Origin of the sequence: Pseudomonas sp. B21-031 (assembly GCF_024748985.1) — a bacterium.
Classification (GTDB): domain Bacteria; phylum Pseudomonadota; class Gammaproteobacteria; order Pseudomonadales; family Pseudomonadaceae; genus Aquipseudomonas; species Aquipseudomonas kermanshahensis.
Window position 1 is genome coordinate 35,100 of record NZ_CP087181.1, and the last position, 25,076, is coordinate 60,175.

Annotated in this window: 28 protein-coding genes; 18 read left to right on the forward strand and 10 right to left on the reverse strand. The window is 62.2% G+C overall.

The window, feature by feature from the left end; all coding sequences use genetic code 11:
* Positions 1-10: 10 nt before the first annotated feature.
* Complete coding sequence (betC, locus tag LOY53_RS00160; protein WP_258703459.1) at positions 11-1,528, reverse strand: choline-sulfatase; 1,518 nt, start codon at positions 1,526-1,528, stop codon at positions 11-13.
* Between the two features lie 109 nt (positions 1,529-1,637).
* Between betC and LOY53_RS00165 the strand changes: the two genes are divergently transcribed.
* Positions 1,638-2,537, forward strand: coding sequence for a choline sulfate utilization transcriptional regulator (locus LOY53_RS00165; RefSeq protein ID WP_258703460.1), 900 nt, complete (start codon positions 1,638-1,640; stop codon positions 2,535-2,537).
* A gap of 31 nt (positions 2,538-2,568) precedes the next feature.
* On the opposite strand, the gene LOY53_RS00170 is transcribed toward LOY53_RS00165, so the two are convergent.
* Positions 2,569-3,117 carry an NAD(P)H-binding protein gene (locus LOY53_RS00170; protein ID WP_258703461.1) on the reverse strand — a complete coding sequence of 183 codons (549 nt, stop codon included), beginning with the start codon at positions 3,115-3,117 and terminating at the stop codon, positions 2,569-2,571.
* A 52-nt stretch (positions 3,118-3,169) separates the two neighbouring features.
* Here LOY53_RS00170 and LOY53_RS00175 point away from each other — a divergent pair, with 52 nt between their 5' ends.
* Positions 3,170-3,502, forward strand: coding sequence for a DOPA 4,5-dioxygenase family protein (locus tag LOY53_RS00175; RefSeq protein ID WP_099452521.1), 333 nt, complete (start codon positions 3,170-3,172; stop codon positions 3,500-3,502).
* A gap of 118 nt (positions 3,503-3,620) precedes the next feature.
* Here the strand turns inward: LOY53_RS00175 and trpA are convergent, their stop codons facing one another.
* Together trpA and trpB are read right to left on the reverse strand one after the other, a co-directional pair.
* Positions 3,621-4,430: a tryptophan synthase subunit alpha gene (trpA, locus tag LOY53_RS00180; protein WP_186679243.1), complete on the reverse strand. Its 810-nt coding sequence runs from the start codon at positions 4,428-4,430 to the stop codon at positions 3,621-3,623.
* Positions 4,427-5,644 carry a tryptophan synthase subunit beta gene (gene trpB / locus LOY53_RS00185; RefSeq protein WP_252826315.1) on the reverse strand — a complete coding sequence of 406 codons (1,218 nt, stop codon included), beginning with the start codon at positions 5,642-5,644 and terminating at the stop codon, positions 4,427-4,429. Before trpB ends, trpA begins: the two co-directional genes overlap by 4 nt.
* Before the next feature lie 109 nt (positions 5,645-5,753).
* On the opposite strand from trpB, the gene LOY53_RS00190 reads away from it, so the two are divergent.
* Positions 5,754-6,650: a LysR family transcriptional regulator gene (locus LOY53_RS00190; RefSeq protein WP_099427986.1), complete on the forward strand. Its 897-nt coding sequence runs from the start codon at positions 5,754-5,756 to the stop codon at positions 6,648-6,650.
* Here LOY53_RS00190 and LOY53_RS00195 read toward each other — a convergent pair.
* Entirely contained in the window at positions 6,647-6,970 is a 324-nt protein-coding gene (locus tag LOY53_RS00195; RefSeq protein ID WP_027592031.1) for a YqjD family protein, read from the reverse strand. The genes LOY53_RS00190 and LOY53_RS00195 overlap by 4 nt on opposite strands.
* A 176-nt stretch (positions 6,971-7,146) precedes the next feature.
* Here LOY53_RS00195 and LOY53_RS00200 point away from each other — a divergent pair, with 176 nt between their 5' ends.
* The gene (locus LOY53_RS00200; RefSeq protein WP_258704189.1) at positions 7,147-7,335 is read left to right on the forward strand and encodes a dodecin; all 189 of its coding nucleotides are present in this window, start codon (positions 7,147-7,149) and stop codon (positions 7,333-7,335) included.
* 100 nt (positions 7,336-7,435) lie between these two features.
* Entirely contained in the window at positions 7,436-7,657 is a 222-nt protein-coding gene (locus tag LOY53_RS00205) for a DUF1161 domain-containing protein (RefSeq protein ID WP_027592029.1), read from the forward strand.
* 66 nt (positions 7,658-7,723) lie between these two features.
* Here the strand turns inward: LOY53_RS00205 and LOY53_RS00210 are convergent, their stop codons facing one another.
* Positions 7,724-8,728 (reverse strand): LLM class flavin-dependent oxidoreductase, encoded by a 1,005-nt coding sequence (locus LOY53_RS00210; RefSeq protein WP_252826316.1) that lies wholly within the window; start codon positions 8,726-8,728, stop codon positions 7,724-7,726.
* 170 nt (positions 8,729-8,898) lie between these two features.
* On the opposite strand from LOY53_RS00210, the gene LOY53_RS00215 reads away from it, so the two are divergent.
* Both LOY53_RS00215 and LOY53_RS00220 read left to right on the forward strand, forming a co-directional pair.
* Positions 8,899-9,324 carry an OsmC family protein gene (locus tag LOY53_RS00215; RefSeq protein ID WP_027592027.1) on the forward strand — a complete coding sequence of 142 codons (426 nt, stop codon included), beginning with the start codon at positions 8,899-8,901 and terminating at the stop codon, positions 9,322-9,324.
* A 73-nt stretch (positions 9,325-9,397) separates the two neighbouring features.
* Positions 9,398-9,631, forward strand: coding sequence for a DUF1161 domain-containing protein (locus LOY53_RS00220; protein ID WP_252826317.1), 234 nt, complete (start codon positions 9,398-9,400; stop codon positions 9,629-9,631).
* 56 nt (positions 9,632-9,687) lie between these two features.
* On the opposite strand, the gene LOY53_RS00225 is transcribed toward LOY53_RS00220, so the two are convergent.
* Together LOY53_RS00225 and LOY53_RS00230 are read right to left on the reverse strand one after the other, a co-directional pair.
* A complete protein-coding gene (locus tag LOY53_RS00225; protein WP_252826318.1) occupies positions 9,688-10,101 on the reverse strand; it encodes a DUF2057 domain-containing protein in 414 nt (137 codons plus the stop codon).
* A 55-nt stretch (positions 10,102-10,156) separates the two neighbouring features.
* Positions 10,157-10,570: a hypothetical protein gene (locus LOY53_RS00230; protein ID WP_027592024.1), complete on the reverse strand. Its 414-nt coding sequence runs from the start codon at positions 10,568-10,570 to the stop codon at positions 10,157-10,159.
* 67 nt (positions 10,571-10,637) lie between these two features.
* On the opposite strand from LOY53_RS00230, the gene LOY53_RS00235 reads away from it, so the two are divergent.
* Positions 10,638-11,729: an aminopeptidase gene (locus LOY53_RS00235; RefSeq protein WP_258703462.1), complete on the forward strand. Its 1,092-nt coding sequence runs from the start codon at positions 10,638-10,640 to the stop codon at positions 11,727-11,729.
* A gap of 33 nt (positions 11,730-11,762) precedes the next feature.
* Here the strand turns inward: LOY53_RS00235 and LOY53_RS00240 are convergent, their stop codons facing one another.
* Positions 11,763-12,413, reverse strand: coding sequence for an HAD family hydrolase (locus tag LOY53_RS00240; RefSeq protein WP_027592022.1), 651 nt, complete (start codon positions 12,411-12,413; stop codon positions 11,763-11,765).
* Positions 12,414-12,432: 19 nt separating this feature from the next.
* Positions 12,433-12,981: a gamma carbonic anhydrase family protein gene (locus LOY53_RS00245; protein ID WP_027592021.1), complete on the reverse strand. Its 549-nt coding sequence runs from the start codon at positions 12,979-12,981 to the stop codon at positions 12,433-12,435.
* 66 nt (positions 12,982-13,047) lie between these two features.
* Here LOY53_RS00245 and prlC point away from each other — a divergent pair, with 66 nt between their 5' ends.
* The 10 genes from prlC to trbG all read left to right on the forward strand — a co-directional run bounded on the left by prlC (position 13,048) and on the right by trbG (position 25,075).
* Positions 13,048-15,135 (forward strand): oligopeptidase A, encoded by a 2,088-nt coding sequence (prlC, locus tag LOY53_RS00250; RefSeq protein WP_252826321.1) that lies wholly within the window; start codon positions 13,048-13,050, stop codon positions 15,133-15,135.
* On the forward strand, positions 15,132-15,413 hold the full coding sequence (locus tag LOY53_RS00255) for a YheV family putative zinc ribbon protein (RefSeq protein ID WP_252826323.1): 282 nt from the start codon (positions 15,132-15,134) through the stop codon (positions 15,411-15,413). Before prlC ends, LOY53_RS00255 begins: the two co-directional genes overlap by 4 nt.
* A gap of 97 nt (positions 15,414-15,510) precedes the next feature.
* The gene (locus LOY53_RS00260; protein WP_258703463.1) at positions 15,511-17,505 is read left to right on the forward strand and encodes a M3 family metallopeptidase; all 1,995 of its coding nucleotides are present in this window, start codon (positions 15,511-15,513) and stop codon (positions 17,503-17,505) included.
* A gap of 65 nt (positions 17,506-17,570) precedes the next feature.
* Positions 17,571-18,629 carry a PA0069 family radical SAM protein gene (locus LOY53_RS00265; RefSeq protein WP_258704190.1) on the forward strand — a complete coding sequence of 353 codons (1,059 nt, stop codon included), beginning with the start codon at positions 17,571-17,573 and terminating at the stop codon, positions 18,627-18,629.
* A gap of 568 nt (positions 18,630-19,197) precedes the next feature.
* On the forward strand, positions 19,198-20,148 hold the full coding sequence (gene trbB, locus LOY53_RS00270; protein ID WP_309475947.1) for a P-type conjugative transfer ATPase TrbB: 951 nt from the start codon (positions 19,198-19,200) through the stop codon (positions 20,146-20,148).
* Positions 20,149-20,162: 14 nt separating this feature from the next.
* Positions 20,163-20,558, forward strand: a complete 396-nt coding sequence (locus LOY53_RS00275; protein ID WP_099452529.1) for a TrbC/VirB2 family protein — start codon at positions 20,163-20,165, stop codon at positions 20,556-20,558.
* Positions 20,559-20,561: 3 nt separating this feature from the next.
* Positions 20,562-20,873 (forward strand): conjugal transfer protein TrbD, encoded by a 312-nt coding sequence (locus LOY53_RS00280; protein ID WP_099452530.1) that lies wholly within the window; start codon positions 20,562-20,564, stop codon positions 20,871-20,873.
* Positions 20,870-23,428, forward strand: a complete 2,559-nt coding sequence (locus LOY53_RS00285; protein ID WP_099452531.1) for a VirB4 family type IV secretion/conjugal transfer ATPase — start codon at positions 20,870-20,872, stop codon at positions 23,426-23,428. The genes LOY53_RS00280 and LOY53_RS00285 overlap by 4 nt, the downstream gene beginning before the upstream one ends.
* Entirely contained in the window at positions 23,425-24,174 is a 750-nt protein-coding gene (locus tag LOY53_RS00290) for a conjugal transfer protein TrbF (protein ID WP_099452532.1), read from the forward strand. Before LOY53_RS00285 ends, LOY53_RS00290 begins: the two co-directional genes overlap by 4 nt.
* Before the next feature lie 10 nt (positions 24,175-24,184).
* A complete protein-coding gene (gene trbG, locus LOY53_RS00295) occupies positions 24,185-25,075 on the forward strand; it encodes a P-type conjugative transfer protein TrbG (protein ID WP_033702498.1) in 891 nt (296 codons plus the stop codon).
* Position 25,076 lies beyond the last annotated feature (1 nt).

Below are 25,076 nucleotides of genomic sequence, written 5' to 3' on the forward strand. Positions count from 1 at the left end.
AACTCTCTTCTCAATCCAGAGGGGCGGGCTGTGGATAACGGGCCTTGCGCTCGAGGTCGTCGAGATCGATGTGGTTGCGCATGTACTGTTGGCTGGCGTCCACCAACGGTTGGTGGTCCCAGCTTTTCAGCTTGCCGATGGCCAGGGCCTCGGCCACCAGGCGGCGGCGGCGCTGGCTGGCCAGCACCTGTTGGCGCAGGGTGGGGATGTCCCAGCGCTGCTGGGCTTCATCGGCAAATGCCTGCAGCAGCGCCTGATGGTCGGGGTTGCTGGCGAGGTTCTCCCGCTCGTGCGGGTCGCGGCTCAGGTCATAGAGTAGCCATGGGTCGTCTTCGCTGTACACGAACTTGTACGGGCCACGGCGGATCATCATCAGCGGGCCGACTGTGCCTTCGGCCATGTATTCGCCAATGACCTCGTCGTGGCCACCCTGCCCTTGCAGGTGGCCCAGCAGCGAGCGGCCGTCCAGGTGCAGGGACGTGTCCACGGCACCGCCGGCCAGTTCGACCAGGGTCGGCAGCAGGTCGCAGGTGGAGACCGACGCACTCACGCGCGCGGCGGCAAAGCGTTTGGGGGCGTGGATCAGCAATGGCACGCGCGCCGACATTTCGAACCAGTGCATCTTGTACCAAAGGCCGCGCTCGCCAAGCATGTCGCCGTGGTCACCGGAGAACACGATCAACGTATCGTCCGCCAAGCCGCATTCTTCGAGGGTTTGCAGCAGCTGGCCAATGTTGTCATCGATGTAGCTGCAGGCGCCAAAGTAGGCGCGGCGGGCATCGCGGATCTTGTCCACAGGCAGGGGCTTGTTCCACAGGTCGTAGACCTTGAGCAGGCGCTGCGAGTGCGGGTCTTGCTCGCGCTGGTCAAACTCGCCGCTGGGCATTGGGATATCCATACCTTCGTAGCGATCCCAGTAGCGCTTGGGAATGGTGTACGGGTCGTGGGGGTGAGTCATCGATACGGTTAGGCAAAACGGCCGGCCATCGTTTTCGCGCACATGGTCGTAGAGGTACTGGCGGGCTTTGAACACCACCTCCTCGTCAAAATCCAGCTGGTTGGTGCGCACGCATGGGCCGGCCTGCAGCACCGACGACATGTTGTGGTACCAGCTCGGGCGCTCGTCCGGGGCGTCCCAGTTCACGGCCCAGCCGTAATCGGCGGGGTAGATATCGCTGGTCAGGCGCTCTTCGTAGCCGTGCAACTGGTCTGGGCCGCAGAAGTGCATCTTGCCCGACAGCGCAGTGCGGTAGCCGAGACGGCGCAAGTAATGGGCGTAGGTGGGCACATCGGCGGGGAAGTCAGCGGCGTTGTCGTAAGCGCCAATCCGGCTGGGTAACTGGCCGCTGACCAGGGTGAAGCGCGACGGTGCGCACAGCGGGCTGTTGCAGTACGCCGAGTCGAACACCACCGCCTGGTCGGCGAGGCGGGCGAGGTTTGGCATCTGGATGGGCGAAGGGGCGTAGATCGGCAGCAGGGGCGCGGCCATTTGGTCGGCCATGATGAACAGGATATTCGGGCGCGTCATGGTTGGCTTCCATCGTTGAAGGTTATGCGAACCGCTTGCCTACCAAGATGCGACTGTGGATAACATGGGTAAAGCCCATGGCGGGCAATGACTGGGATTAGCTGAGCTTATGTTTGAGCGCCTTGGCGAGCTGTCGCTCGATACCCTGCGTGTGTTCGAGGCCGCGGCACGCTTGCGTGGCTTTACGGCCGCAGCGCTTGAGCTGGGGACCACGCAGCCCGCCGTGAGCCAGCAGGTGAAGCGCCTGGAGGCCCAGCTGGGTACCCGGCTGTTCGACCGGATCTACCGGGGCATTGCGCTGACCGAGGCCGGCCAATTGCTGTTCGAACAGGTGCACCAAGGGCTGTTGGCCATGGACGATGGGCTTGCCCTGGCCAGCGGGCGAGGCCAGCGCGAGGTGCTTCAGGTGGCGACCGACTTCGCCTTCGCGGCGTTTTGGTTGATGCCCCGGTTGCAACGCTTTCATGAAGCTTATCCACAGGTGGATGTGAGCCTGGTAACGGGTGAGCGCAGCCAGGCGATGCTGCGGACGGATATCGATGTGGCGGTGCTGTTTGGTGATGGGCGTTTTCATCAAGGCGAGAGCCGGTGGTTGTTCGATGAGGAGGTATTCCCCGTCTGCAGCCCCCGCCTGACTCATGGCAAACCCTTGTCAGCCGTGGCTTTGCAGCGTTTGCCGTTGCTTCACCTGCGCGGTGAGCAGGCCAGCCGCTGGTTTGATTGGGCGGGTGTGTTTCGTGGGTTTGGCGTAAACAGCCCACCGCCGCCGGGGCAGTTGCGTTTTGATAACTACACCTTGCTGATCCAGGCGGCGATTGCCGGGCAAGGGGTAGCGATTGGCTGGGGGCACCTGGTCGATGGGCTGGTTGAACAGGGGCTGCTGTGTCGGCCTTTGGAAGGGAGTTTGCGCTCGGAACGTGGGTATTACGCGGTTTTGCCACCGCGCAAGCGGCGTGGGGCGCTGATTGAGCGGTTTGTCGATTGGCTGGAGGATGAGCGGGGGGGGTGAGATTTTGGGGCTGCACAGCAGCCCCGGCGATCTACACCACGAAGTTCAAATGCTCGTCCCGATGCAACCCTAGGTCCAGCATATCGGCCATACCCGCCGCTACCCTCTCCAGGTCGACCAACGTCTGGGGTGCATTGATCAGGGTCCAGTGCAACGCGCTGCGCTGCAACCCATCGACAACCTGGTCCACGCCTTCGCGTGCTTCATCGCTGTAATCGCCTGGCCTGTCCAGCACATCGAAATCGCCCACCAGCAACAGCCGGCGTATAGTCGTACGCGCAAGCCCGGCCATCAGCGCTTCGCTCATCTGCCATTGCGCAGGCAGGTCACCGGGTGCCAAGGCTGACACCAAGGCAACTACCGCTGAGCCACCTGCGGCACCCTGCTCTGCCTGGTCGGCACTCGCCAGCCCGCCTATCTTGAAATGCAGACCAGGGCGTGGCGCATGGCGGTTGAGGTCATCGACCACGGCGGTCACTTCGTGCTGGCGTGACAGCAGCTCGGTAATCAGCGCACTGCCAAGGCTGGACTCGGCCCCGAACAGGACCAGCTTGAATACTGGGGTTTCGGCGTTTTTCACTGCATCACTTCCTTTGCAGGGGGTGATGGTTTGACCGCAATCAGGAGTTATCGTGCAAAGGATCAAGGGCTATCACGCCCACGTGTACTACGACGCATCGACCTTCGAGCAGGCGCGAGAACTGTGCGAGGAGGCGGCGCGGCTGTTCCCCGTGACCATGGGGCGCATGCACCAGCAACCGGTGGGGCCGCATCCGGACTGGAGTTGCCAGCTGGCGTTCGGGCCTGAAGTGGTGGGGGTGGTGTTGCCTTGGTTGGCGCTTTATCGGAAAGGGTTGGTGGTGTTTCTGCATCCGCTGACCGGGGATGAGCTGGCCGATCACAGGGATCATGCGATCTGGATGGGGGCTGTGCGGCCGCTGAAGCTGTCGATTTTTGGCGGTTAGATGGGGGCCGCTATGCGGCCATTCGCGGGGCAAGCCCGCTCCGACAGGTCGAGTGCTTTCTGACAGATTGCAGTGAACCTGTGGGAGCGGGCTTGCCCCGCGAAGAATGCAACGCCAATCAACGGCGGGCGCCGCGTACCCCTTCAGCCAACGCCGAGCACAGGCTCAGCACATCATTGACGGCCTGATCGGCATCCTTGGCATGAGCGATCTTGTCGACCAGCGCCGACCCCACCACCACACCATCGGCCAGGCGGGCGATGTTCGCAGCCTGCTCCGGGGTACGAATGCCGAAACCAACGCTGATCGGCAGGTCGGTATGCCGACGCAGGCGGGCAATGGCTTCGGTCACGTGCTCGGTGGTTGCCGAGCCCGCGCCGGTCACACCGGCGACGGACACGTAATAGACGAACCCGGAGCTGCGCTCCAGCACACGCGGCAGGCGTGCGTCGTCGGTGGTCGGGGTAGTCAGGCGGATGAAGTCGATGCCCGAAGCCTGAGCCGGGGTGGCCAGCTCGGCATCATGCTCGGGCGGCAGGTCGACGATGATCAGGCCATCGACGCCGGCTTCCTTGGCTTCTGCCACGAACTTTTCGACGCCAAAGCGGTGGATCGGGTTGTAGTAACCCATCAGCACGATCGGCGTGGCCTGGTTGCCCACGCGGAATTCACGAACCATCTGCAGGGTCTTGGCCAAGGTCTGGCCGGCTTCCAGTGCACGCAGGGTCGCTAACTGAATGGCCACGCCATCGGCCATCGGGTCGGTGAACGGCATGCCCAGCTCGATCACGTCGGCGCCGGCTTCCGGCAGGCCCTTGAGGATGCGCAGCGAAGCGTCATAGCCCGGGTCGCCCGCGGTAACAAAGGTGACCAGTGCCGAACGGCCTTCGGCCTTGAGTGCGGCGAAGCGTTGTTCAAGACGGCTCATGCCTGTTTCTCCTGGGCGGCCATGTGGTTCATCACGGTTTGCATGTCTTTGTCGCCGCGCCCGGACAGGCACACGACCATCAGGTGGTCCTTGGGCAGCTTCGGTGCGCGCTTGATCGCCTCGGCCAGGGCGTGGGAGCTTTCCAGGGCCGGGATGATACCTTCCAGGCGGCAGGTGGCGTGGAACGCATCGAGCGCTTCGTCGTCGGTGATGCTGACGTACTCGACGCGCTTCACTTCATGCAGGTAAGCGTGCTCCGGGCCGATGCCTGGGTAGTCGAGGCCGGCGGAAATCGAGTGGGCGTCGGTGATCTGGCCGTCAGCGTCCTGCAGCAGGTAGGTGCGGTTACCGTGCAGCACGCCGGGTACGCCGCCGTTCAGGCTGGCGGCGTGTTTGTCGGTGTGCACGCCATGGCCGCCGGCTTCGACGCCGATGATCTGCACGCTTGGCTCTTCAAGGAATTCGTGGAACAGGCCCATGGCGTTGGAGCCGCCACCGACGCAGGCCACCAGGCTGTCGGGCAGGCGCCCTTCCTTCTCTTGCAACTGGGCACGGGTCTCCTTGCCGATGATCGACTGGAAGTCGCGGACCATGGCCGGGTACGGGTGCGGGCCGGCGACGGTGCCGATCAGGTAGAAGGTGTCTTCGACGTTGGTGACCCAGTCGCGCAGGGCCTCGTTCATGGCGTCTTTCAGGGTGCCAGTACCGGCGGTGACCGGGACGATTTCGGCGCCCAGCAGCTTCATGCGGAACACGTTGGCCTGCTGGCGCTCGATGTCGGTGGCGCCCATGTAGATCACACAAGGCAGGCCGAAGCGGGCGGCGACGGTGGCGGTGGCCACGCCGTGCATGCCGGCACCGGTTTCGGCGATCAGGCGCTTTTTGCCCATGCGCTTGGCCAGTAGCACCTGGCCGATGCAGTTGTTCACCTTGTGCGCGCCGGTGTGGTTGAGCTCTTCACGCTTGAAGAAGATTTTTGCCCCGCCACAGTGCTCGGTCAAGCGCTCGGCGAAGTACAGCGGGTTCGGGCGGCCGATGTAATCGCGCTGGAAGTAGGCCAGCTCTTCAAGGAACTTCGGGTCGGCCTTGGCGGCTTCGTATTCGCGGGCCAGGTCCAGTACCAGTGGCATCAGGGTTTCTGCCACGTAGCGGCCGCCGAACGAGCCGAACAGGCCGTTGGCGTCTGGGCCAGGGCGGTATTGAGTCTGGGTCATGGGGCGCTCCAAGGCGTAATGAATGAGTGATGGGCTTTACTCTAACCACGCAACGCCCGTCTGAAAACCGATAAGATTGCGCAAACCTGTCAGGAAAACTCACAAGACAATGGCCCAGGACCTTCCCCCGCTCAATGCCCTTCGGGCCTTCGAGGCGACTGCCCGGCTTAACAGCGTCAGCCAGGCGGCCGAAGCGCTGCATGTGACGCACGGCGCGGTCAGCCGGCAGATCAAAGTGCTTGAAGAACACTTGGGCATTGCCCTGTTCGTCAAGGATGGCCGCGGCATCAAACTCACAGATGCCGGCATGCGCCTGCGCGATGCCAGTGGCGAGGCATTCGACAGGTTGCGGGGCGTGTGTGCCGAGTTGAGCCGGGATAACAGCGAGGCGCCGTTCGTCCTTGGCTGTTCTGGCAGCCTGCTGGCGCGGTGGTTCATCCCCAGGCTCGGGCGGCTCAAGGCCGACCTGCCGGAGCTGCGCTTGCACCTGTCTGCCGGGGAAGGCGACCTGGACCCGCGGCGCCCAGGCCTGGACGCCTTGCTGGTGTTTGCCGAGCCACCGTGGCCGGCGGACATGCAGGTGCACGTGTTAGCCGAAGAACGCATCGGGCCGGTGCTCAGCCCCCACTTCGCCGGTTTCGAGCGTTTGCGCGGCGCGGCGCCCCAGGCTTTGCTGGGCGAGTCGCTGCTGCACACCACCTCACGCCCGCAGGCGTGGCCTGCGTGGGCGGCGCAGCATGGGCTCGAGCCGGGCGCATTGCCGTTCGGCCAGGCCTTCGAACACTTGTACTACCTGCTGGAGGCCGCAGTGGCTGGGCTGGGGGTCGCGATCGCGCCGCAGCAGTTGGTGGCGGATGATCTGCGGGCTGGGCGGTTGGCGGCCCCTTGGGGCTTTTCACCCACGCACGCCGCGCTGGCGCTGTGGGTGCCACGGCGCGCCGCGGATGGGCGCGCCGAGCAACTGGCGCAATGGCTGCGCCAGGAATTGCGGCTGCAGATCGCTTAGTTGCGCTTGTACAGCAGCCATGCCGCCAGCAGGCCCAAGGCACCCACGGCTACCCCGGCGGTGGTGATGGGGTGCTCCTGGGCGTAGTCACGGGTGGCGATACCGGTTTGGCGAGTGCGGGTCTTCACTTCCTCGTAGGCGTCGCTCAGCAGGCTGCGCGAATGTTTGAGTGCGCTCTCGGCGTTGCTGCGGATTGCCTTCACCGACTTCTGGGACTCCTCCGAGGCATCGTGTTTGAGGTTTTCCAGCGATTTCAGAAGGCTTTCGATCTCGGCTTCCATGCTTTCCAGGGATGTTTTACGCAGCGAGTTGCGGTGCATGTTGACTCTCCTTCGGGGATGGGCTGTAAGAGTTGCGACTGCACCGCGTGGCGAAAGTGCGATCGAACTTTCATCCCTGGCGACGGCTCGCAGGTAAACCAAGCCTGCGCTGCTAGGCTCAATTTCACCGTCATCCAAGGAGAGTGCACATGTCCGATCATCACACGTAAAAGAAGATCGAACTGGTTGGGTCGTCGCCCACCAGCATCGAGGACGCGATCAACAATGCCCTGGCCGAAGCGGGCAAGAGCATCAAGCACCTGGAATGGTTTGAAGTGATCGACACCCGGGGTCATATCCGTGACAACAAGGCGGCGCACTTCCAGGTCACGCTCAAGGTTGGGTTTCGGATTGCTAATAGCTGAAACAGTGCCGGGCTAGCTGGCGCCGGCAAGATGGGGTAATAGAGAGGGGGCGCCGTTGCCGGCGCCCTCTTGATTTTCATCTGTACAAGGAAAGCGATCGATGAAGAAACTGATTCTGGCGGCGGGCCTGATGGCACTGGCGGGTGGTGCGCTGGCGGCGGGCAAGCCGTGTGAAGAGCTCAAGGCCGAGATTGCCGCCAAGCTGGATGCCAAGGATGTAAAAGGCTACAAGCTGGAGATCGTCAAGAAAGGCGAACCAGCGGGCAAGGTGATTGGCAGCTGTGAAGGTGGCACCAAGGAAATTGTCTACCGACGCGGCTGAACGGCGCCCCTTTCGCGGGCAAGCCCGCCTCCACGGCCTGTGGGGCGGGTTACCCGTAACGCGCGGCTACGCAGTCTTCAAGGCCTGCGCCATCAGTTCATAGGACCTGACCCGGTCCGCATGCTCATACAAGTCGCAAGTGAAGATCAGCTCATCCGCGCCGGTCTGTTCCAGTAGCACCTCGACGTTGGCCCGCACCTTCTGCGGGCTGCCAATCATCGCCAGGCCGAGGAAGCTCATCACCGCATCGCGCTCGTGGGGTAGCCACAGCCCATCCATGCTTGGTACGGGCGGACGCTGCATCAGGCTCTGCCCGCGAATCAGGGCAAGAATGCGCTGGTACACCGACGTGGCCAAGTACTCGGCGTGCGCGTCGGTGTCGGCCACCACCATGGGAATACCGAGCATCACATAAGGCTTGTCCAGCGTGGTGGAGGGCTTGAAATGGTTGCGATAGACGCGGATCGCCTCGTGCATGTAGCGCGGCGCAAAATGCGAGGCGAACGCATAGGGCATACCGCGCATGCCGGCCAACTGCGCACTGAACAGGCTTGAGCCGAGCAGCCACATTGGCACCTCGGTGTCATGCCCCGGCACGGCGATCACTTTTTGATCATCGGTGCGCGGGCCGAGGTAGCGCGACAGCTCTTCGACGTCATCGGGGAAGTCGTCCGCGCTGCCGGAGCGCTCGCGGCGCAGGGCCCGGGCGGTCATCTGGTCGGAACCAGGGGCGCGGCCCAGGCCCAGGTCGATGCGGCCTGGGTACAGGCTGGCCAAGGTGCCGAACTGTTCGGCGATCACCAGTGGCGCGTGGTTGGGCAGCATCACGCCACCGGAACCGACACGAATGGTCGAGGTACCGCCCGCCAGGTAGCCGAGCAACACCGAGGTCGCGGAACTGGCAATGCCATCCATGTTGTGGTGCTCGGCCACCCAGAAGCGGTTGTAGCCGAAGCGTTCCGCGTGCTGTGCAAGGTCCAGCGAGTTACGCAGCGACTGCGCCGGCCCGCCATCGGCGCGTACGGGCACAAGGTCGAGGGTGGAAATTTTCAGGTCACGCAGCTGCGTCATCGGAGCCTCCTTGAACGTGGTTGGCCAGAGGCCTTTTGAACTCTGTATGGGCACATTCGGTGGATTCAATGCTTGCGGTCAGATTGATCTGAACTTGCCGTAGGTAGCCGACCTCTGAACCCTTAAGCATGTCACCCCAAGATATGTAAACGTAGCGACCAGGAGGCATCATGAAAAAGACAGCATCGGCGATCTGGCAAGGCGGCCTGAAGGACGGCAAAGGCTTGCTTTCCACTGAAAGCGGCGCGCTCAAGCAGAACCCGTACGGCTTCAATACCCGTTTCGAAGGCTCGCCGGGCACCAACCCGGAAGAGCTGATCGGCGCTGCCCATGCCGGTTGTTTCTCGATGGCGCTGTCGATGATGCTGGGTGAGGCGGGGCTGACCGCAGACCGCATTGATACCATTGCCGAGGTGACGCTGGACAAGCAGGCCGACGGCTTTGCCATCACTGCCGTGCACCTGATCCTGAAGGCCAAGGTGCCGGGCGCCAGCGAGGCGCAGTTCCTTGAAATCGCCAACAAGGCCAAGGCCGGTTGCCCGGTGTCGAAGGTGCTCAATGCCACCATCAGCCTGGATGCCTCGCTGGTGGGCTAGGCGGCGCAACGAGGGCGGTTTGCTGTAGTCTAACCAGCAATGGCAGCACGACTGCCCTTTCAGGAGCCGTTCCATGATCCGCGTAGCAATCGCCGTGTTGGCCTCCCTGCTCGCCACCTCTACGCTAGCGGCAGTGAAGCCGTGCGAAGAATTGAAAGCCGAGATCGAGGCCAAGATCCAGGCCCAGGGCGTAACGTCCTACACCCTGGAAATTGTGGCCAATAGCGAGGTCAAGGACCCGAACATGGTCGTGGGTAGCTGCGAAGGTGGCACCAAGAAGATCATCTACCAGAAGAACGATCGGTAGCGTCTGAATGCAGGGGCCGCTTTGCGTCGCGAAAGGGGCGCAAAGCGCCCCCAATGTCACGGAATGCAAAACACGTTGCTGGGCTCGTTCACCACCACCTTGCGGCTGGCGTCGTACAGCAGCACCTGCGGCTCCATCACGGGCGCCCGGGCCTCTAGGCGATAGCGTTCGCCGGCTTTGAAATTGTCATAGCGCACCGTCAGATAACAGGTACGGTCCCTCGGCTGGGACATGATGCCCCCGCCGTAAATCTCATAATCAAATCGCACCACCAACTCGTGCTTGCCAGGCGTTACCTGGAAGTAGCGGCCATCTTCCAGCCGCTGACCGTCGAGGCGGTCGGCCATGAGGACTCTGCCGGGGGTGATGGTGGAAAGCTCGACCCAGGCCTGCTTGGGGTCGACGGGCGGCAAGGGGCTGGCACAAGCCCCCAGTGCACTGAGGGCGATCAGCATCATGGGCTGGCGCATGGCAAAACTCCCACTTGCGATTCACACGTTACAAGCATAGCGCCGTTTGCGGGGTTCAGGTGCGCTGACAGCCCGCTGGCAGGCCTTGGCCCACCAGTTTTTGCTGGTGGTCGTAAAGTTTGATCCAGGGGCGGAAGCCAATGCTGCCCGCCTGCAACTGGTAGCGCTGGCCGGCGCTGAAGTCTTTGAAGGTGAGGTTGAGCTGGCAATCGCGCCACAGCGGCTCGTTGACCGGGCCGATATTGCTTGGGGTGACCGGGAACTGGTAGCGCACGGTCAGTTCGTGGCTGCCGGGGGCAACTTCGAAATAGCGTGTGTCAGCCCAGTCGCGTTCGTCCACCTGCACGGCGTGCAGCGACGTCTCGTCAACGGGGGTGAGGTCGACCCAGGCCTGATTCGGATCCGGGTCCGGCAGGGTTGAGCACGCAGATAACAGCATGAGTGTGCTGGCGGCAAACAATGGACGCATGGCGAAACTCCCCCCTGGCGAGATAGTCTTGGAGCGAATTGGCCATGAGCGAGTCAGACAGTCCCAGATGCTTCGACTTTTTCTTTTTCAGCGCTCAGGCCCTGGGCCACTCGACCGCCTTTTCACCCGTTTTGTTCCCGTGTTGGCGGCCGTTCTGCTGAACGGTTGCAGCAGCGTCGGCTATTACGGCCAGTTGGCAGAGGGCCAATGGCTGCTACTGCGCGCGCGTCAGCCGGTAGAAAAGGTGCTGGCAGACCCGGCCAGCAGCCCGCAGTTGCGTGCCCGGCTGCAGCATGCCGAACAGGCCCGGGTATTCGCCAGTCAGCAGCTGAAACTGCCGGACAACCGCAGCTACCGGGTATATGCCGACCTGGGGAGCCCCTACGTGGTATGGAATGTATTCGCCACACCTGAACTGTCGTTGCAGCCGGTGACGCATTGCTTCCCGATTGCCGGCTGCGTCGCCTATCGCGGCTATTACCGCCAGGGGGCGGCGCGTGGCGCGGCGGCGTTGATGCGCCAGGCGGGTATGGATGTGTATGTGGGCGGCGTCGAGGCGTATTCGACCCTGGGCTGGTTCGACGACCCGTTGTTGTCGTCGATGGTCGGCTGGGGGGATGAGCGGTTGGCGTCGTTGATTTTCCATGAGCTGGCCCATCAGCGCTTTTATGTGCAGGACGACACGGCGTTCAACGAATCGTTTGCCACCTTCGTCGAGCAGGAGGGATCGCGGCAATGGCGCGCAGCGCGTGGGCTTGCACCGATCGACGATGATCAGGCGCAGCAGCGTGACCAGTTCATTCGGCTGGTGCTGGCCAGCCGTGAACGGCTCCAGGAGATGTATGCCGGGCCACTGGATGACGCGCACAAGCGTGTGGCGAAGCAGGCGGAGTTCGAGCGGTTGCGGCGCGAGTACCGAGCCGTGCGTGATAGCCAGTGGGCGGGCGACACGCGTTACGACGCCTGGATGTATGGGCCGATGAGCAATGCCAAGCTGCTGCCGTTTGGGCTGTATGACCAATGGGTGCCGGCGTTTGCGGCGGTGTTTGGTGAGGTGGGTGGGATTTGGGGGCGGTTTTATGAGCGGGTCGAGCAGTTGGGACGATTGCCAATTGAAGAGCGGAAGGCAGCGTTGCAACGGTTGATGATTAGCCGGTGAGATTTTGGGGCTGCAAAGCAGCCCCAATCATTATCAGGCGTTAATGAAGGCCCGATGCATCTCGGCCAACGTAGCGAAATGAAACTCCGGCGCTTGGGCCGTCAACTCTTCTTCGCTACCAAACCCATACCCCACCGCCACTGCCTGCAGCCCATTGCTGCGGGCCCCGATCAGGTCGTGCTTGCGATCACCGATCATCAGCGTTTGCGCCGGGTCCAGCCCTTCCTCGTCGAGCAGGTGACGAATCAGCTCGACCTTGTTGGTACGCGTGCCGTCCAGCTCACTGCCATAAATCACCTTGAAGTGATGGTCGAACGCAAAGTGTCGAGCAATCTCGCGGGCGAATTCCCAAGGCTTGGACGTGGCCACATACAGTGTGCGCCCTTGGCCATTGAGGGCCTCGAGCAGTTCAGGTACGCCCTCGAACACCTGGTTTTCGTACAGACCAGTGACGCGGAAACGCTCGCGATAAAAATTGACCGCCTCCCACGCCTTGGCTTCGTCGAAGCCGTAGAACTGCATGAATGCCTGCAGCAAGGGCGGGCCGATGAAGTGTTCGAGGCGGGCCAGGTCGGGTTCATCGATGCCCAGTTTGGCCAAGGCGTACTGGATGGAGCGGGTGATGCCCAACCGTGGGTCGGTCAGGGTGCCATCAAGGTCGAAGAGGATGTTCTGCTGGTGCATGTAAGCGATTCCACTCAAGTCATTCTGGTTGGTCGTAGCCTTCGGCCAGGTGCTGGTCCTTGAGCTTGACGTAATTGCTGGCGCTGTATGGGAAAAACGCGCGTTCCTTGTCGGTCAACGGCCGGGCCTGTTTCACCGGGCTGCCCACATACAGGAAGCCGCTCTCCAGGCGCTTGCCGGGCGGTACCAGGCTGCCAGCGCCGATGATCACCTCGTCCTCGACGATGGCGCCGTCCATGATGGTGCTGCCCATGCCGACCAGGATGCGGTTGCCCAGGGTACAGCCATGCAGCATCACCTTGTGACCGATGGTCACTTCATCGCCGATGATCAGCGGGAAGCCATCCGGGTTGAAAGGGCCGGCATGGGTGATGTGCAGCACGCTGCCGTCCTGCACGCTGGTGCGTGCGCCGATGCGGATGCGGTGCATGTCGCCGCGTACTACAGTCAATGGCCAGACCGAGCTGTCTTCGCCAATCTCCACGTCGCCCAACACCACCGCCGAGCGGTCGACGAAGGCCCGTGGTGCAACTTTCGGAGTGTGTTGCTGGAAGCTTCGAATGGCCATGATAGGGTCTCTCATCTGTGCCGATAGGCAGGCTGCCTGCTGCGGTCGGCGTCGATTGTAATTAAGATGGTCCAGTGTTTCTTCTGCCAAGGTATCCAAACCGTGAGTGCGACCAACCCGCTTCTGCAGCCCTACGATCTGCCGCCCTTCTCGGCGATCCGCGCCGAACACGTGCTGCCGGCGATCGAAGAGATCCTGGCCGACAACCGCAAAGCCATTGCCGAGATCCTCGAAAAGCAGGGCAAGAACCCTACCTGGGCTGGCCTGGTGCTGGCCATGGACGAACTGAATGACCGCCTGGGCGCTGCCTGGAGCCCGGTCAGCCACCTCAATGCTGTGTGCAACAGCAAGGAATTGCGCGAGGCCTACGAGTCTTGCCTGCCAGCGCTGAGCGCCTACTCTACCGAACTGGGCCAGAACCGTGCGCTGTTCGAAGCCTACGAGGCGCTGGTCAACAGCCCGGAAGCGGCGGGTTTCGACGTGGCGCAGAAGACCATCCTCGAACATGCCCTGCGCGACTTCCGCCTGTCGGGCATCGACTTGCCGGCCGACAAGCAGCAGCGCTATGCCGAAGTGCAGAGCAAGCTCAGCGAGCTGGGCAGCCGGTTCTCCAACCAGCTGCTCGATGCCACCCAGGCCTGGACCAAGCACGTCACCGACGAAGCCGTGCTGGACGGCCTGACTGATTCGGCCAAGGCGCAGATGGCGGCCGCAGCCCAGGCCAAAGACCTGGACGGCTGGCTGATCACCCTGGAATTCCCCAGCTATTACGCGGTGATGACCTACGCCAGCGACCGCGCCCTGCGCGAAGAGCTGTATGCCGCCTACTGCACCCGCGCCTCGGACCAAGGCCCTAATGCCGGCCAGTTCGACAATGGCCCGGTGATGCAGGAAATCCTCGACTTGCGTCAGGAACTGGCCAAGCTGCTGGGCTACCCGAACTATGCTGAGCTGAGCCTGGCCACCAAGATGGCCGAGTCCAGCGACCAGGTGCTGAGCTTCCTGCGTGACCTGGCCAAACGCTCCAAGCCGTTCGCTGCCCAGGACCTGGAGCAGCTCAAGGCTTACGCTGCCGAGCAGGGCTGCCCGCAGCTGTCCAGCTGGGATGCCGGTTACTTTGGCGAGAAGCTGCGCGAGCAACGCTACAGCGTGTCGCAGGAAACCCTGCGTGCCTACTTCCCGATCGACAAGGTGCTGTCGGGCCTGTTCAGCATCGTTCAGCGCCTGTACGGCATCGAAATCGCCGAGCTCAAAGGCTTCGACAGCTGGCACCCGGATGTACGCCTGTTCGAAATCAAGGAAAACGGCCAGCACGTCGGCCGCTTCTTCTTCGACCTCTATGCCCGCGCCAACAAGCGCGGTGGCGCCTGGATGGACGGCGCCCGTGACCGTCGCCGCACCGTTGAAGGCGCGCTGCAGAGCCCGGTGGCCAACTTGGTGTGCAACTTCACACCTGCCGCGCCCGGCAAGCCGGCGCTGTTGACCCACGATGAAGTCACCACCCTGTTCCATGAGTTCGGCCACGGCCTGCACCACCTGCTGACCCGCATCGAACATGCCGGTGTGTCTGGCATCAATGGCGTGGCCTGGGACGCGGTCGAGTTGCCGAGCCAGTTCATGGAGAACTGGTGCTGGGAGCCGGAAGGCCTGGCGCTGATCTCCGGCCATTACGAAACGGGCGCTGCCCTGCCCCAGGACCTGCTAGACAAGATGCTGGCGGCGAAGAACTTCCAGTCGGGCATGATGATGGTGCGCCAGCTGGAATTCTCGCTGTTCGACTTCGAGCTGCATGCGACCCATGGCGATGGCCGTAGCGTGCTGGAGGTGCTTGAAGGCGTGCGCGACGAGGTGACAGTGATGCGCCCACCGGCGTACAACCGCTTCCCCAACAGCTTCGCGCACATCTTCGCGGGCGGTTATGCCGCGGGTTACTACAGCTACAAGTGGGCCGAAGTGCTGTCGGCCGACGCGTTCTCGCGCTTTGAGGAAGAAGGCGTGCTGAATGCCGAGACCGGCCGTGCCTTCCGCGAGGCGATCTTGGCGCGGGGTGGTTCGCGTGAGCCGATGGTGTTGTTCGTCGACTTCCGTGGCCGTGAGCCTTCCATCGATGCATTGCTGCGCCACTGCGGGCTGAGCGAGGACGCGGCGGCATGAGTGAGGTAGCTGTGAACAAGACCAAGAAGCGCTTTATCGCCGGGGCGGTCTGCCCGGCGTGCAGCGAGCCCGACAAGCTGATGATGTGGAACGAAGATGGCGTGCCGCACCGCGAGTGCGTGGCCTGCGGCTTCACCGATACCCTGAATGAACAAGGGCTGTCGGTGCCTTCGGAGCTCGGCACGCGGGTCAACCACCTGGCGCCCAAGCCGGCGCCGGCCAAGGTGCAGACCGTGCAGTTCTTCCCCAACCCGAAGCTGAAGAAACCGGCCGAATAAGGCCGGCCTGCCTGACCGGGTGGTAGATAATCAAGCCTCTACCGCCCTGCCAGGCAGGCATGCTCGCCCGCTCCCCCACTGAGCAAGGCGATGCGTCATGGACAATCCCCTCCTGCAAGGCAGCAAGACCCCCGTCGATTATTCCGCGATCACCCTGCAGAACATGCAGGCGGCATTCGATCATGTGCTGCAGGCGCACGAACAAGGCATCGCCCGCATCATCGAGCAACAGCAGGCGCTGCCCACTTGGGATGACCTGGTGTTGGCAGTCGATGAGCTGGATGCGCAATTGCTGGCGGTGCTCTATGCCGTCATGCCACTGATGGGTAAGGCGCCGAGCTGGGGCGAGGCGGTTATGGACTTCTACGCCCGAACGGTCGCACGCTTCGATCAAAAATTCACCAACACCAGCCTGCAGGCACTCTACGCACGCTTGGCCAGCAGTGCCCATGGCGTGAACCTGGCTGCACAGCAGTGCACCACCCTGAGTTGGCACCTGGACAAGTTCGCCAGCAGTGGCGTTGCGCTCGGCGCAGCCGACAAGGCGCGCCTGGTCGAGTTACAGACGCAGATCGGCAACCTGCGCCAAGCGTTCTTAGGCAACCTCGACCGGCCAGGGCTGCTGGTCGATGACGAAGCCGAACTGCGTGGCCTGCCACCCAGGCTGCGTGAAGAGCTGGCCGTGCGCGCCGAGGAGGTCGGCGAGCAAGGCTGGCTGGTCGCCTGCGAAAGCGCGTCCACCGAGGCCGTGCTGCGCCAGGCGGCCCACCGCCCCCTGCGTGAGCGGCTCTACCGCGCGCTTCATACCCGTGGCGTCAGCACCGATCTGGCGCAGGATAACGGCACCCATCTACAGCAACTGGCCGAATGCCTGGACGAAAAAGCCCGCCTGTTGGGTGCTGCCAACCACGTCGAACTGAGCCTGCGCAGCAAGAGCGCCGGGTCACTCAGCGAGGTTGGTGATTTTCTTCAGGACCTGGCAGCGGCAGTGAAGCCGGCAATGGGGCAGTGGCGCACGAAGCTTCAACAGCAGGCGACGGCGCAAAACCTGGGGCCTGTCCAACCTTGGGACATCAGCTATCTACAGGCCACAGCGGGCGACGCCAGTGCCAATGAGGCATTTCGTGATTACTTCCCGTTGAGTGCAGTGGTCACGGCCTTGACTGGCCTGGCCCGGCAACTGTTTGCGCTCGACCTGCGTCCCAGGCAACTGGCTGCCTGGGACGACAGCGTGCAAAGCTTCGAGGTCTGGCAGGACCACGCCTACATAGGCCTGCTTTACCTGGACGCGGTGCAACACGCTGGCAAACAGCCCGACGCCGTGTTCACCACCTATGTGCGTAACCGGCGCATCGATGCCGAGGGCATCTACCAGCCTGCGGTGGTGGTGGTGAACAGCGATATCCCCGCCGCACTGGCGGGCGCCGAGCCGTTGCTCGATCACCTGTCGCTGCGCAAGCTGTACCACGAGTTCGGCCATGCCCTGCACCACTTGCTGGTGCGCACCACCAACCAGGTGATGTCCAATGTAACCGAGCTGGGCAATGACGGCGTGGAGCTATTCGGCAAGCTGCTGGAGCGCTGGGTGTGGGATGCGCGTTACCTGGCGGGTATCGCGGCGCCGCGTAAGGATGGCAGTGCGCTGAGCGAGGCCCAGGCTGAGGCATACCTGAGCCAGTTCAAGCAGGAAGGCATCGAGGAAATCGGCCGCGACCTGAGCCTGGCGCTGTTCGACCTCGACCTGCATGGCGCGCCCCATGACGGCAGAACGCTTGAGCAGCGCCTGCAGCAAGCCCGCGGCCTTTGCGGCTACTGGCCTATGGCGGACTTCGAGCACCCCGCGCATGCCTTTGATCACTTGGTCACGGGCTACGATGCTGGCTTTTACGCCTACCTGTGGGCAGACGTGCATGCCTTCGACCTGTTCACGCGTTTCGAAGCGAGTGGCTTGCTCGACCGCGAAACGGGGCAAGCGCTGCAAGAGACCCTGTTCGAACCCGGTGCCTCGCAGCCGCTGCGTGATGGTATCGAAGCCTTCCTCGGGCGCCTGCCCAGCCATGACGCCTATGCACGTTGGTATGGCCTGACCTGACCAGAGGCGCTGGAATAAACCGCATGCCCCCTATACTGTATATGGATACAGTATAGGGGTGGATGATGATTCCTCCAGCACCGCAAAAAGGCCGTGGCACGGCGCATAACCCCCACAACCGCTTTGCCCCGAACCATTCGGTTGCGGAGGATGACGGCTGGTACCAGGAGGTACCGCTGACCCAAGGCACCGAGGTGCGGGTCGAAACCGCCAAGACCGTCATCAGCCGCAACACCTCGCCCGACCTGCCCTTCGACCGGTCCATCAACCCCTATCGAGGTTGCGAGCATGGTTGTATCTACTGCTATGCCCGCCCCTCGCACGCGTATTGGGACCTGTCCCCAGGCCTGGATTTCGAGACCAAGCTGATCGCCAAGACCAATGCTGCCGACGTGCTCGAACAGCAGTTGAGCAAACCGGGCTACGTTTGCGCGCCGATCAACCTGGGCTCGAACACCGACCCTTACCAGCCCATCGAGCGTGAGCACCTGCTGACCCGGCGCTTGCTTGAAGTGCTCCTGCGCTTCCGCCACCCGGTGACCATCGTCACCAAAGGGTCACTGGTGCTGCGTGACCTCGACCTGTTGTCCGAGATGGCCAGCCAGCGGCTGGTGCGGGTGATGATCAGCCTGACGACGCTGGACGATGACCTCAAGCGGGTGCTTGAGCCCCGTGCGGCATCGCCCAAGGCGAGGTTGCGGGCGATCCGGGTGCTGCGCGAGGCGGGTGTGCCGGTGGGGGTCTTGTGTTCGCCGATGATACCGATGATCAACGACAGTGAACTGGAGCGCTTGCTGGAGGCCGCCAAGGAGGCCGGTGCGCAAAGCGCTGCCTACATGATGTTGCGCCTGCCGCTGGAAGTGGCGCCGCTGTTCGAGCAGTGGTTACAGGACCATTACCCCCAGCGTGCGGCCCATGTGTTGAGCCTGATTCGCCAGAGCCGCGGCGGTGAACTGTATGACAGTCGCTTTGGTGCACGCATGCGCGGCGAAGGCATTTTCGCCGAGCTGCTGGCTCAGCGGTTCGCCAAAGCCATGCGCAAACTGGCATTCGAGGGGCGCGAAGCACAGGCGCTCGATTGCTCGAAGTTCTGCCCGCCTGGTGGCCAGTTGGCACTGTTCTGACTGCCCCCAATAACGCCGAAGTGGCACCCTAGATATCAAAGTGGCATCTAATTGCCATTACTCAGTGGCACTTCAGCGGAGGCGGTGAAGTTGCCGTGCCTGCCCAGCCTATATTCATACTGGATTAACTTTCCCTGCTGGCGTTTACGTAAGAATACGTCGCGTGCAAGTGTGAACTCTGTCAAATTTTTCAAGCCATTTAATACTGGCAAAGATAGTGGCAATTAAATATCAAATTAATATAGATGTTCTGTTAAGCCCAGATTTTACGGTGCCTGCAGCCATTCCTGTCTGACTAGTCAATGGTACGTTAGTCCCAAGCGTGTAAGAGAAAGCTTACAAAGCTGTAAGAGATCGACTCTTTCGTTAGTAATTGTTGCCGGGTAACCTGCGCGCCCTTGTGAAGTGGCTCGCATAACACGAACAAATTCTGCAATTGCAGGTTAGTTCGCGGGCGGTGACATTCCGCTTCGCCATTAGTTCAAAGAACTGCACGAGAAAAATATTTGGAGTGCCCTCCCCAAGACCTTGGGGTGGTATCTATTTTCATGGACGATCAAGTGTGGAAATCGCAGAAACTGCCAGCCTGAAAGAGCGCGCCAAAAAGAAACTGGAGCGCGATGCCGGCCCCCTCATCATCGATGCACTCAACGATCCGCAGACCGTTGAGCTGATGTGCAATGGCGACGGCAAACTCTGGCTGGAGCAGTTGGGCAAGCCGATGAGGCACATCGGCGACCTGCGCCCGGCCCAGGCCGAGTCCATCATCAAGACCGTGGCCGGCTTCCACGGCAAGGAAGTGACCCGCAGCAAGCCGTTGCTCGAGGGCGAGTGGCCGCTGGACGGTTCTCGCTTCGCCGGCCAACTGCCGCCCGTGGTGCGAGCGGCCACCTTTGCCATCCGCAAGAAGGCGGTGGCCATCTACACCCTGGACCAATATGTCGAATCGGGGATCATGACCCCGATCCAGTGCGACGCCATCAAGCGCGCCATCCGCGATCACCGCAACATCCTGGTCATCGGCGGTACCGGTACCGGCAAGACCACCCTGGTCAACGCCGTCATCAACGAAATGGTCGTGGAGTTCCCCAGCGAGCGGGTCTTCATCATCGAAGACACCGGCGAGATCCAGTGCGCGGCCAAGAACTTCGTGCAGTACCACACCACCGTCGATGTGAGCATGACCCACTTGCTCAAGACCTCCCTGCGCATGCGCCCGGATCGCATTCTGGTGGGCGAGGTGCGCGGTGAAGAAGCGCTTGACCTGATCGATGCCTGGAACACCGGCCACCCTGGCGGCGCGGCGACGTTGCACGCCAACAGCGCCAGCGAGGGGCTTACCCGCCTCAAATCCCTGGTTTCCCGCAATAAATCGGCCCCGGCCGAAATCGAACCGCTAATTGGCGAAGCGGTTCACGTCGTCATCTCCATCGCCAGAACCCCAGAAGGCCGCCGCATTCAGGAAATCCTCGAGGTTTCCGGGTACGACAACGGCCGCTACATCATGCGCAATCTTTAAGGAAAACACTGCACATGCACGCCAACACTTCGCTGTTCCGTTTCAATGCCCAAACGTTTGGCTTTCTGGCCCTCAGCTTCCTGCTGCTAGCGGTGATGGTTGCGCCGGACAATGCCTTTGCGGCTACCAGTGGTGCCGGCACCCTGCCGTACGAAAGCTGGCTGGACTCCCTGCGTAAATCGGTCACCGGCCCAGTCGCCTTTGCACTGTCGATTATCGGCATCGTGGTCGCGGGCGGTGTGCTGATCTTCGGCGGCGACCTCAACGGCTTCTTCCGTACCCTGATTTTCCTGGTGCTGGTAATGGCGCTGATCGTGGGTGCCAACAACATCATGCAGCAATTCTTCGGCACCACCGCCGAGCTGGCTCAGCTGCTACCGCAGTTCGGCCCGGTACAAGGTCAGGTCTGAACCATGGCACTGCGCACGATTCCCATCCGAAGGGCCGGCAACCGGGACAACCTGTTCATGGGCGGGGATCGCGAGCTGGTGATGTTCTCCGGGTTGCTCGCGTTCGCGTTGATCTTCAGCGCCCAAGAGCTGCGGGCAACCTTGGTGGGCCTGACGCTGTGGTTCGGCTCGCTGTTCGTGTTTCGAATCATGGCCAAATCAGACCCGAAAATGCGCCATGTCTATCTTCGTCACCGGCGTTACAAATCGTATTACCCGGCGCGTAGCACACCGTTCAGGGACAATCCTCCAAGTCAGGGAAGTCAATACAAATGATCGAAGGTATTGCGTATGCCATCGCAGCCCTCGGTGCTTTGCTGGTCATCATGCTGATCCAGCGTCTGCTGCAGGTGGATGCGGAGCTCAAGTTGAAGAAGCATCGCACGAAGGATGCCGGCCTTGCCGATCTGCTAAACCATGCGGCGATGGTCGACGATGGTGTGATCGTGGGTAAGAACGGCGCCTTCATGGCCGCCTGGCTTTACCGAGGTGACGACAACGCCAGCAGCACCGAAGCGCAGCGCGAGCTGGTTTCGCTGCGGATCAACCAGGCGCTGGCGGGTCTGGGCAATGGCTGGATGATTCACGTCGATGCGGTACGCCGCCCGGCGTCGAACTACTCGGCCAAAGGCGTATCCCATTTCGCCGACAGCCTCACCGAGGCCATGGACGAAGAGCGCCGCGCGTACTTTGAATCGCTGGGGACCATGTACGAAGGGTACTTCGTGCTGTCCCTCACTTTCTTCCCGCCGATGCTGGCTCAGCAGAAATTCGTTGAACTGATGTTCGATGACGATACTGCGCCGCCGGATGCCAAGGCTCGCACCCGTAACCTGATCGAGCAATTCAAGCGAGACTGCGTAAGCGTCGAAGGCAGCCTGGCCTCGGTGCTAAAGCTGACCCGCCTGAAGGGCAGCCGTCTGGTGACCGAGGAAGGTGCGCAGATTACCCATGATGATTTGCTCAGCTGGGTGCAGTTCTGCGTCACCGGCGTAAGCCAGCCGGTGTTGCTGCCGAGCAACCCGATGTACCTGGATGCCGTCATCGGTGGCAAGGAACTGTGGGGTGGTGTGGTCCCGAAGATCGGTCGCAACTTCGTCCAGGTGGTCGCCATCGAAGGTTTCCCGCTGGAGTCGGCGCCAGGCATCCTCGCCGCGCTGGCCGAGCTGCCGTGCGAGTACCGTTGGTCCAGCCGTTTCATCTTCATGGACACCCATGAAGCGGTGCAGCACCTGGAAAAGTACCGCAAGAAGTGGAAACAGAAAGTCCGCGGCTTCTTTGACCAGGTGTTCAACACCAACAACAGCAACATCGACCAGGATGCGCTGTCGATGGTGCAGGACGCCGCCGATGCGATCGCCGAGGTGAACAGCGGCCTGGTCGCCCAGGGTTACTACACCAGCGTGGTGGTCCTCATGGGTGAAGACCGCGCAAGCCTTGAAGAGTCTGCGCGCAGTGTCGAAAAGGCCATCGAGCGACTGGGCTTTGCCGCACGTATCGAGACCATCAACACCCTCGATGCCTACTTGGGTAGCCTGCCAGGGCACGGCGTAGAGAACGTGCGTCGCCCGTTGATCAACACCTTGAACCTGGCCGACCTGCTGCCCACCAGCAGCATCTGGACCGGCAGCGCCGAGGCGCCCTGCCCGCTCTACCCACCGCTGTCGCCAGCGCTGATGCACTGTGTGACCAGTGGCGCGACGCCATTCCGCCTCAACCTGCACGTGCGTGACCTGGGCCATACCTTCATGTTTGGGCCAACCGGTGCGGGCAAGTCGACGCACCTGGCGCTGATCGCAGCCCAGTTGCGTCGTTACAAGGGCATGTCGATTTTCGCGTTCGACAAGGGCATGTCGATGTACCCGCTGGCGGCTGGTATTCGCGCCGAGAGCAATGGCCGCTCCGGGCGCCACTTTACGGTGGCGGCTGACGACGAGCGCCTTGCCTTCTGCCCGTTGCAGTTCCTCGAGACCAAAGGCGATCGCGCCTGGGCGATGGAGTGGCTGGACACCGTGCTGGCGCTCAATGGCCTGGAAACCACTGCGGCCCAGCGCAACGAGATTGGCCATGCGGTGATGACCATGTACCGCGACGGCTCTCGCACGTTGTCCGAGTTCTGCATCATCGTGCAGGACGAATCGGTCCGCGAAACCCTGCGCCAGTACACCGTTGACGGCACCATGGGCCACCTGCTCGATGCCGAGGAAGACGGCCTGTCGCTGTCCGATTTCACCGTGTTCGAGATCGAAGAGCTGATGAACCTGGGTGACAAGTACGCCCTGCCGGTGCTGCTGTACCTGTTCCGCCGCATCGAGTGCGCGCTCAAAGGCCAGCCGGCGGTGATCATCCTCGACGAAGCGTGGCTGATGCTCGGCCACCCGGCCTTCCGCGAGAAGATCCGCGAATGGCTGAAAGTACTGCGTAAGGCCAACTGCCTGGTGCTGATGGCCACGCAGAGCCTGTCGGACGCGGCGAACTCGGGGATTCTCGACGTCATCGTCGAGTCCACCGCCACCAAGATCTTCCTGCCAAACGTCTATGCCCGCGACGAGGACACCGCTGCCCTTTATCGCCGCATGGGCTTGAACGCCCGGCAGATCGAGATCCTCGCCACGGCTGTGCCCAAGCGCCAGTACTACTACGTGTCGGAAAACGGCCGACGCCTTTACGACCTCGCCCTTGGGCCGCTGGCCCTGGCCTTTGTCGGCTCCTCCGACAAAGAGTCCGTGGCTGCCATCAAGCGTCTGGAAGCCAAGTATGGCAATGCATGGGTGGCTGAATGGCTGGCTGCCAAAGGCCTGAGATTGAATGATTATGGAGTTGCTGCATGAGCCTTGCTGACAGCATCAAGGGACTGGTTTTCAAGCGTCCCGCCAATGCCACCGTCAAAACGGAGGCGCCTCAGGGCGCCGTCCTCGACAACCCTTACCTTACTGCCCGCCGTACCTGGAACGACCACGTCGGCAGCCTGGTGACCTCGCGCCAGTCCTGGCAGGTGGTGGGCATCCTCTCGATGATGGTCGCCCTCGCTGGAGTCGGCGGCATCATCCACATCGGCAGCCAGTCGAAGTTCGTGCCCTACGTGGTGGAAGTCGACAAGCTTGGCCAGCCTATGGCCATCGCCCCCGCACAGGCGGCAGCGCCGGTGGACCTGCGGGTGATGAAGTCGCAGGTGGCGTCTTTCATTACCGATGCGCGCACCGTCACCCCGGACGTTGCGCTGCTGCGCAAGTCGATCTTCCGCATCTATGCCCTGCTGGGGCCTAACGATCCGGCAACGCAAAAGATGAACGAGTGGCTCAACGGCAGCAAGGAATCGAGCCCGTTCGTACGCGCCGCCGAAGAGACCGTGAACGTCGATATCCGCTCGGTGATGCAGCAGACCCCGGAGACCTGGCAGGTGGACTGGGAAGAAGTCAGCCGCGACCGCCAGGGCTTGGTCAAAAGCAAGGCCAACTGGCGCGCGCTGGTGACCACCTACTCCGCCGAACCCACTACTCAGACCAGCGAAGAGCAAGTAAGGATGAACCCGATCGGGACCTACGTGCGCGACTTCTCCTGGGCCAAGCAACTCTGAAGGACCGACCATGAACCGTTACCTTTGCGCCATGCTCGCGGCAGCCTTGCCCGTCTTCGCGCAGGCCGCGCCAGGAACCAGCCAGGCCGATCTGTATTTCTCCGATGCCAACCCGACCCTGACCCCTCAGGAAAAGGCAGCGCTGTCGATTTCCCAGCGCTGGCAGCAGGCCAGTGCCACCGGCATCAAACCGGTGGATGGCGGCGATGGCACCGCCCGCTTCATTTTCGGTGCCCAGCAACCGAGCATTGTCTGCGCCGTGCTGCAGGTCTGCGACATCGCCTTGCAGGCGGGTGAACAGGTCAACTCGATCAACCTCGGCGACACCGCGCGCTGGACGGTCGAGCCGGCTATCACCGGCGTGGGCGAGAACGAAGTCCAGCACCTGATCATCAAGCCGATGGATGTGGGCCTGGAAACCTCGTTGGTGGTCACCACAAACCGCCGCACCTATCACTTCAAACTGCGTTCGCACCGTACCGAGTACATGCCGCAAGTCGCCTTCACCTACCCGGAGGAAGCGCTGGCGAAATGGAACCTGATCAAGAATCGCGAAGTGACCGAGCGCCGTAAGGCGACCATTCCGGAGACCGGCGAATACCTGGGCAACCTGAACTTCGACTACAGCGTCAACGGTGACACCTCGTGGAAGCCAGTGCGTGTATACAACGACGGCAGCAAGACCATCATCCAGATGCCGCGCACCATGGGCCAGACTGAAGCGCCGACGCTGCTGGTAATTCGCAAGGAAGGTGGCTGGTTCAAGGATGACGAGACTGTGATGGTCAACTACCGCGTTCAGGGCGACCGCTACATCGTCGACACCGTTTTCGACAAGGCGATCCTGATTGCCGGCGTCGGCAAGTCGCAAGACCGCGTCACCATCCAGAGGGGTAAATAAC

Excerpts from the sequence above, each read along its gene's own strand:
- trbG (WP_033702498.1), top strand. The coding sequence starts at position 24,185 with ATGAACCGTTACCTTTGCGCCATGCTCGCGGCAGCCTTGCCCGTCTTC.
- LOY53_RS00190 (WP_099427986.1), top strand. The coding sequence starts at position 5,754 with ATGGCCCAGGACCTTCCCCCGCTCAATGCCCTTCGGGCCTTCGAGGCG.
- LOY53_RS00205 (WP_027592029.1), top strand. The coding sequence starts at position 7,436 with ATGAAGAAACTGATTCTGGCGGCGGGCCTGATGGCACTGGCGGGTGGT.
- LOY53_RS00235 (WP_258703462.1), top strand. The coding sequence starts at position 10,638 with ATGCTTCGACTTTTTCTTTTTCAGCGCTCAGGCCCTGGGCCACTCGAC.
- trpA (WP_186679243.1), bottom strand. The coding sequence starts at position 4,430 with ATGAGCCGTCTTGAACAACGCTTCGCCGCACTCAAGGCCGAAGGCCGT.
- LOY53_RS00165 (WP_258703460.1), top strand. The coding sequence starts at position 1,638 with ATGTTTGAGCGCCTTGGCGAGCTGTCGCTCGATACCCTGCGTGTGTTC.
- trpB (WP_252826315.1), bottom strand. The coding sequence starts at position 5,644 with ATGACCCAGACTCAATACCGCCCTGGCCCAGACGCCAACGGCCTGTTC.
- LOY53_RS00215 (WP_027592027.1), top strand. The coding sequence starts at position 8,899 with ATGAAAAAGACAGCATCGGCGATCTGGCAAGGCGGCCTGAAGGACGGC.
- prlC (WP_252826321.1), top strand. The coding sequence starts at position 13,048 with ATGGTCCAGTGTTTCTTCTGCCAAGGTATCCAAACCGTGAGTGCGACC.
- LOY53_RS00220 (WP_252826317.1), top strand. The coding sequence starts at position 9,398 with ATGATCCGCGTAGCAATCGCCGTGTTGGCCTCCCTGCTCGCCACCTCT.
- LOY53_RS00195 (WP_027592031.1), bottom strand. The coding sequence starts at position 6,970 with ATGCACCGCAACTCGCTGCGTAAAACATCCCTGGAAAGCATGGAAGCC.
- LOY53_RS00280 (WP_099452530.1), top strand. The coding sequence starts at position 20,562 with ATGGCACTGCGCACGATTCCCATCCGAAGGGCCGGCAACCGGGACAAC.
- LOY53_RS00275 (WP_099452529.1), top strand. The coding sequence starts at position 20,163 with ATGCACGCCAACACTTCGCTGTTCCGTTTCAATGCCCAAACGTTTGGC.
- LOY53_RS00260 (WP_258703463.1), top strand. The coding sequence starts at position 15,511 with ATGGACAATCCCCTCCTGCAAGGCAGCAAGACCCCCGTCGATTATTCC.
- LOY53_RS00225 (WP_252826318.1), bottom strand. The coding sequence starts at position 10,101 with ATGCGCCAGCCCATGATGCTGATCGCCCTCAGTGCACTGGGGGCTTGT.
- LOY53_RS00240 (WP_027592022.1), bottom strand. The coding sequence starts at position 12,413 with ATGCACCAGCAGAACATCCTCTTCGACCTTGATGGCACCCTGACCGAC.
- LOY53_RS00245 (WP_027592021.1), bottom strand. The coding sequence starts at position 12,981 with ATGGCCATTCGAAGCTTCCAGCAACACACTCCGAAAGTTGCACCACGG.
- LOY53_RS00230 (WP_027592024.1), bottom strand. The coding sequence starts at position 10,570 with ATGCGTCCATTGTTTGCCGCCAGCACACTCATGCTGTTATCTGCGTGC.
- betC (WP_258703459.1), bottom strand. The coding sequence starts at position 1,528 with ATGACGCGCCCGAATATCCTGTTCATCATGGCCGACCAAATGGCCGCG.
- LOY53_RS00255 (WP_252826323.1), top strand. The coding sequence starts at position 15,132 with ATGAGTGAGGTAGCTGTGAACAAGACCAAGAAGCGCTTTATCGCCGGG.
- LOY53_RS00265 (WP_258704190.1), top strand. The coding sequence starts at position 17,571 with ATGATTCCTCCAGCACCGCAAAAAGGCCGTGGCACGGCGCATAACCCC.
- LOY53_RS00290 (WP_099452532.1), top strand. The coding sequence starts at position 23,425 with ATGAGCCTTGCTGACAGCATCAAGGGACTGGTTTTCAAGCGTCCCGCC.
- LOY53_RS00210 (WP_252826316.1), bottom strand. The coding sequence starts at position 8,728 with ATGACGCAGCTGCGTGACCTGAAAATTTCCACCCTCGACCTTGTGCCC.
- LOY53_RS00285 (WP_099452531.1), top strand. The coding sequence starts at position 20,870 with ATGATCGAAGGTATTGCGTATGCCATCGCAGCCCTCGGTGCTTTGCTG.